Consider the following 5,103-nt stretch of genomic DNA (forward strand, 5'->3'; position numbering starts at 1 on the left):
GAGCACGGCGCCGTCGGCAAGGTGCTGATCGACGTGGCCGACGGCTGATCCACGCCGAGGCAAGCGGAGCCCGAGAGGTCGCCGGCACTAGGTTCTGCGCATGGCCACAGACACCCAGGATCGCGTCGTCGCCAAGCTGCAGGCCCTGGTGCGGGTCCCGACGGTCTCGGATCGCGACCCGGCGCTGGTCGACACGGCGGCCTTCGATCGTCTCCTCAAGGAGCTGGCGGACCAGTTCCCGCGACTCCATGCCGAGCTCGAGCTGACCCGCGTCGGCACCCACGGCCTGCTGTTCCGCTGGCCGGGTGACAGTGCAGAGATGCCCGTGGTGCTGATGGCGCACCTCGACGTCGTACCGATCGACGAGGACGCGCCGTGGCAGCACCCGCCCTTCGGTGCCGAGATCCACGACGGCACATCTGGGGCCGCGGCACCCTCGACGACAAGGGTTGCGTGGTGGCGATCTGCGAAGCGGTCGAGCTGCTCCTGGAGGCCGGGGACACGCCCGCTCAGGACGTGTGGCTGTCCTTCGGTTGCGACGAGGAAGTGAGCGGGGAGGCGGCGCAGGCGGCCGTCGACGTACTGAAGAGCCGCGACGTCGCCCCGTGGTTCGTGCTCGACGAGGGCGGCGCGATCGCGCACCAGGCCTTCCCCGGCGTCGAGCCCCCGCTCGGCGTCATCGGCGTCACCGAGAAGGGCACGACGAGTGTGGAGCTCGTCGCCGAGGGCCGAGGCGGCCACGCGTCGACGCCGGCGAAGAACGGTCCCATCGCGCGCATCGCGAGAGCGATCCTGCGGATCGAGAAGAGCCCCTTCCCCGCCTCGGCGCCGGCGCCCACTCTCGAGCTCCTGCGGCGACTCGCCCCACACCTGCCGCCGGTCGCCCGCCCGGTCGCCCGGAACGCCGAGCGGATCACGCCCCTCATCACCAGGGCGCTCCTCGCCGCCGGCCCCGAGGCAGCCGCGATGACCCGCACCACGGTCGCCGCGACCACCCTCAGCGGCAGCCCGGCCCTCAACGTCATCGCCAGCAGCGCCCGCGCCGGGCTGAACATCCGGATCATGGTCGGCGACACCGTGGCCGACGTCCTGGCGCACCTGCGCGCGACGATCAAGGACGACGACATCCGCATCGAGGTCGTCGAGCAGGGCGAGCCGTCCCCCATCTCACCGATGGACGAAGCCTTCGAGCTCCTCGAGCACACGATCCTCGCGGTGTTTCCCGACGCGGTCACCACCCCCTACGTCATGATGGCCGCCACCGACTCGCGGCACTTCACGGCGATCAGCGAGCGGGTCTACCGCTTCGCCCCGTTCCGGATGACCAAGGCCCAGCGCGAGGCCATCCACTCCTATGACGAACACCTCGGGATCGAGGACCTCGTCGACGGGGTCACCTGGTATCGCACGCTGATCGAGAGGCTCCCCAGATGACCGACTCCCGGACGACCACCGAGCGGCGCGACGTCGCACCGCACCTCCTCCGCATCGTCGGCTTCCTGGTGTGCGTCGAGATCGCCAGCGGAATCCTGCAGGGCTACTACACGCCGATCTTCACCGACATCGCAGATCATCTCGAGATCGCGGACGCCGACGTGAACTGGTTCGAGGCCGCACAGCTGATCGTGAGCGCGCTCTGCGTGCCGTTGCTGGCGCGGCTCGGCGACCTCATCGGCCACCGCAACGTGCTGCTCATCTCCACCGCCATCACCGCCCTCGGCTCCTGGATCCTGGCGTTCGCGCCGTCCTTCACCACGTTCCTCATCGGTTGGGCGATCCAGGGCGCCTATGTCGTGTGGTTGCCGCTCGAGGTCGCGATCATCCATCGGCGTACGGCGAACACGGGCCGCCAGGCCCTCCTCACCCGCCGCTCCGCGGCCGTCCTCGTCGGCGCCCTCGAGCTGGCCGTGATCATCGGCGCCCTCACCTCGGGTGCGCTGGTCGAGTCGACCTCGATGACGGTGCTGTTGATGCTCCCCGCCGTCGCGGTGACGATCTGCTTCGTGGTGATCTGGTTCGGCATCGAGGACATGCCCGGCCGCGCCACCGGCGGCATCGACTGGGTCGGCTTCACGCTGATCACCGGCGCGCTGTCCGTGCTGATGGCCGGGTTGATCGTGATCCGCCTCGAAGGACCCGGCTCGATCCTGGCCTGGCTGCTCGTCGTTGCCGGGCTCGCACTGTTCGTCCCGTTCGTCCGGGCCGAGCGGCAGATCGAGGAACCGCTCATCGACATCGACCTGCTCGCCACCCGCGCCCAGTGGCCGGTGCAGCTGACGGCGTTCCTGTTCGGCATGTCGGTGCTGGGCGCGCAGATCCCGCTGTCGACCTTCGCGCGCACCGACCCCGACGTCGTCGGCTACGGCCTCGGTGCCGACGCCGGCTTCGTGTCCACGCTGATCGGGGTCTATGTCGTCTGCCTCGCGATCGGCGCCTTCAGCCTGCCGCTCACCAGCAGGCTGCTGACGGCCCGCGGTGCCCTCATCGCCAGCTCGCTGCTGGTGGCCATCGGCTATGCGATGTGGATCCCGTTCCACGACACGACCACCCAGGCGCTGATCAACATGGGCGTGGCCGGCATCGGCTCGGGCGCCCTCGTCGCCGCCCTGCCCGCAGCGGCAGCGGCCGCCGCCCCGTCCGACCGGACCGGCTTCGCAACCGGCATGACCAACGCGACCAAGACGGTCGGCGGCGCGATCGCCTCGTCGATCTTCGCCATCTCGCTGGCGTCCACCGGCTCCCTGGGCGACCCGACGGAGGGTCACGCACCCCTCAGTGGCTACCTCACGGTCTGGGCGGTCTGCTCGGTGGCCGCGCTGCTCGCTGCGGCGGCCCTGGTCGCCGTACCCAAGTCCGCGTTCGCAGACTGACGAGGAGGGTTTCGGCCGGCTGCTTGGATGGCAGGCATGACTACCGCAGACAATGTCTCGAAGAGGGCCTCCGACCTCCTTGCCCTCCACCTCGCGCCCGAGCTGTTGACCGTCGTCAACGTCTGGGACGCCATCAGCGCCAAGGTCGTCGCCGACACCCCGGGCACCGTGGCCCTCGCGACCGCCAGCCACTCGATCGCCGCCACGCTGGGCTATCCCGACGGGGAGAAGATCCCGGTCGCGGAGATGATCGACATGTGCCGCCGAATCGTCGAGGCGACCGACCTGCCGGTCAGCGCCGACCTCGAGGGTGGGTACGGCGACGCCGCCGACACCATCCGGCGCGCGATCGGCGTCGGCGTGGTCGGCGCCAACCTCGAGGACCAGATGAAGCCGCTGGCCGAGGCCGCCGCCCAGGTGCAGGCCGTGATGGCGGCCGCCGCGGCGGAGGGCGTGCCCGACTTCGTGCTCAACGCCCGCACCGACGCGTTCCACCTGGGTCGCGACCGCGACCGGGCCGACGTGCTCGCCGACGCGGTCGAGCGCGGTAGGGCCTATCTCGACGCCGGCGCCCCCGTCGTATTCGTGCCGGCGATCCTCACCGAGGAGGAGATCGTCACCCTGGTCGACGCGTTCGGACCGCAGCGGCTGACCACCATCGCGATCCCGGGCACGCCGTCGCTCGCGCGCCAGCAGGACCTCGGCGTGGCCCGCGTCTCGCACGGTCCGCTCTCGCAGAACGTCGCGCTCACGGCCCTCCAGGAGCTCGTCGAGGAAGTGCAGCGTGGCGGCGGCGTGCCGCGCACGATGCGCATCTTGAACTGAGTCCTGGCTAGCCGCGTCTGGCGAGGGTGCGGGTGAAGTGGCCGCGACTCTCCTCATCGAGGTCGTCGTGCGTCAGGGCTGCCCGCATCTGATCCAGGTCGCCCATCCATGCCTGCAGCAGGCTGGTGATCAGCAGCCCGGACCCGGACCGCTGCACCGTGATCGCATCGCCGGGCCGGATCGTGCCTGCCTCGGCGACGGCGAGGTAGGTCCCGGCTCGGCCGCGCTCCGCGAACCTCTTCACCCAGCCCTTCTCGCCCATGCGCAGCGCGAAGTTCGAGCACGGGATCCGCGGCGCGCTCACGCGCAGCACGGCGTCGCCGACGGTCCACACGTCGGCGTACTCGGACTCGTCGACGTCGAGCCCGAGCGTGGTGATGTTCTCGCCGAACATGCCGTCGGGCAGGTCTCGACCGAGCTCGCGCGACCAGTGGTCGAGCTCCTCCCGGGCGAAGGCGTAGACCGCCTGGTCGCTGCCTCCGTGGTGGCGTCCGCTGCCGATGAAGTCGCCGGCCACCCCGGAGAAGCCCGCACCCCCCGGACCACGTCGCTTGGGCCCCGGATCGGCGACGTCGATGTGGTCGACCGGCACCTTGGCGATGCCGGTCGGGGTCGACTTCCCCGTGCGCGGTGACGGGGCGCCGACGTTGACGGAGAGCACGGTGGCCATGGGTCGACAGTAGGCGTCACTCGCCACCGGGGCGCTGTTCGACCTTGCTGAAGGGCGACTCCGGCCGCGTCAGCAGGACGCCGTCGACGCGTTGGTCCACGAGCTCGTTGTAGAAGCAGACCCGACCCCTGATCGCGGCGACGGCCGGCAACGGTGCCGAGTAGGACCACGCCACGTTGGCGAGCTCGGGCGGCCCGGGGAAGGTCCAGTAGCCATCGGCCGTGCCCTTGTAGGGGCATGCCGAGATGTTGTCGGTCGCCGTCAGCAGGTCGAGCCGCACGTCCTCGCGCGGCAGGTAGTAGCGCGTCGGCAGGTCGGTTTCCAGCAGCAGCACCGGCCGGTCGCTCGCGGCCACGACCTGGTCGCCGATCGTCACTTCCAGATGCCGTGAGCTGTGCAGTGTCTCGACCCGCTTGTGCGGGTCGCGCGGGTGCCCGGCGACGACCTCGTCCTCCTCCGTCCAGGCCAGCCGGCCCGGCTCCCAGGTCAGGATCACCCGGTCCGGCAGGTCGGCGAGGGTCCACGCACCGCACTCCACGACGTCGTCGCCGGCCACCACGTCGTACCACTCCTGAACCGGCAGATGAGGGCCGAAGAAGAAACCGCCGGGGTACGCCGCAGCGCTCGCCGGTCGCAACGCTCCGTCCACCATCTCCTCGCGGGCGAAGCCGTAGACGGGCGGGAAGCCGGCCTGCCACACCAGCAGTGGGTCACGGGTCTCGACGACCACCGCGTCGC

General features: G+C 70.7%; 6 protein-coding genes. 4 read left to right on the plus strand and 2 right to left on the minus strand.

What is annotated here, in order from left to right; genetic code table 11:
- Window positions 1–100 precede the first annotated feature (100 nt).
- The 4 genes from RMO85_RS06135 to RMO85_RS06150 are packed head-to-tail and all read left to right on the plus strand — an operon-like array spanning window position 101 to window position 3,695.
- Window positions 101–550, plus strand: coding sequence for a hypothetical protein (locus tag RMO85_RS06135; RefSeq protein WP_310527515.1), 450 nt, complete (start codon window positions 101–103; stop codon window positions 548–550).
- Window positions 457–1,434 carry a M20/M25/M40 family metallo-hydrolase gene (locus RMO85_RS06140; RefSeq protein WP_310527516.1) on the plus strand — a complete coding sequence of 326 codons (978 nt, stop codon included), beginning with the start codon at window positions 457–459 and terminating at the stop codon, window positions 1,432–1,434. Before RMO85_RS06135 ends, RMO85_RS06140 begins: the two co-directional genes overlap by 94 nt.
- The gene (locus tag RMO85_RS06145; protein WP_310527520.1) at window positions 1,431–2,870 is read left to right on the plus strand and encodes an MFS transporter; all 1,440 of its coding nucleotides are present in this window, start codon (window positions 1,431–1,433) and stop codon (window positions 2,868–2,870) included. The genes RMO85_RS06140 and RMO85_RS06145 overlap by 4 nt, the downstream gene beginning before the upstream one ends.
- A 36-nt stretch (window positions 2,871–2,906) precedes the next feature.
- Window positions 2,907–3,695, plus strand: a complete 789-nt coding sequence (locus RMO85_RS06150) for an isocitrate lyase/phosphoenolpyruvate mutase family protein (protein ID WP_310527524.1) — start codon at window positions 2,907–2,909, stop codon at window positions 3,693–3,695.
- A 7-nt stretch (window positions 3,696–3,702) separates the two neighbouring features.
- On the opposite strand, the gene RMO85_RS06155 is transcribed toward RMO85_RS06150, so the two are convergent.
- Together RMO85_RS06155 and RMO85_RS06160 are read right to left on the minus strand one after the other, a co-directional pair.
- Window positions 3,703–4,365 (minus strand): MOSC domain-containing protein, encoded by a 663-nt coding sequence (locus RMO85_RS06155; RefSeq protein ID WP_310527526.1) that lies wholly within the window; start codon window positions 4,363–4,365, stop codon window positions 3,703–3,705.
- 16 nt (window positions 4,366–4,381) lie between these two features.
- On the minus strand, window positions 4,382–5,103 hold a 722-nt coding region (locus RMO85_RS06160; RefSeq protein WP_310527527.1), incomplete at its 5' end, for a DUF427 domain-containing protein.

This window comes from Nocardioides sp. (assembly GCF_031422975.1).
Taxonomy (GTDB): Bacteria; Actinomycetota; Actinomycetes; order Propionibacteriales; family Nocardioidaceae; genus Nocardioides.

Excerpts from the sequence above, each read along its gene's own strand:
- RMO85_RS06135 (WP_310527515.1), top strand. The coding sequence starts at position 101 with ATGGCCACAGACACCCAGGATCGCGTCGTCGCCAAGCTGCAGGCCCTG.
- RMO85_RS06145 (WP_310527520.1), top strand. The coding sequence starts at position 1,431 with ATGACCGACTCCCGGACGACCACCGAGCGGCGCGACGTCGCACCGCAC.
- RMO85_RS06150 (WP_310527524.1), top strand. The coding sequence starts at position 2,907 with ATGACTACCGCAGACAATGTCTCGAAGAGGGCCTCCGACCTCCTTGCC.
- RMO85_RS06155 (WP_310527526.1), bottom strand. The coding sequence starts at position 4,365 with ATGGCCACCGTGCTCTCCGTCAACGTCGGCGCCCCGTCACCGCGCACG.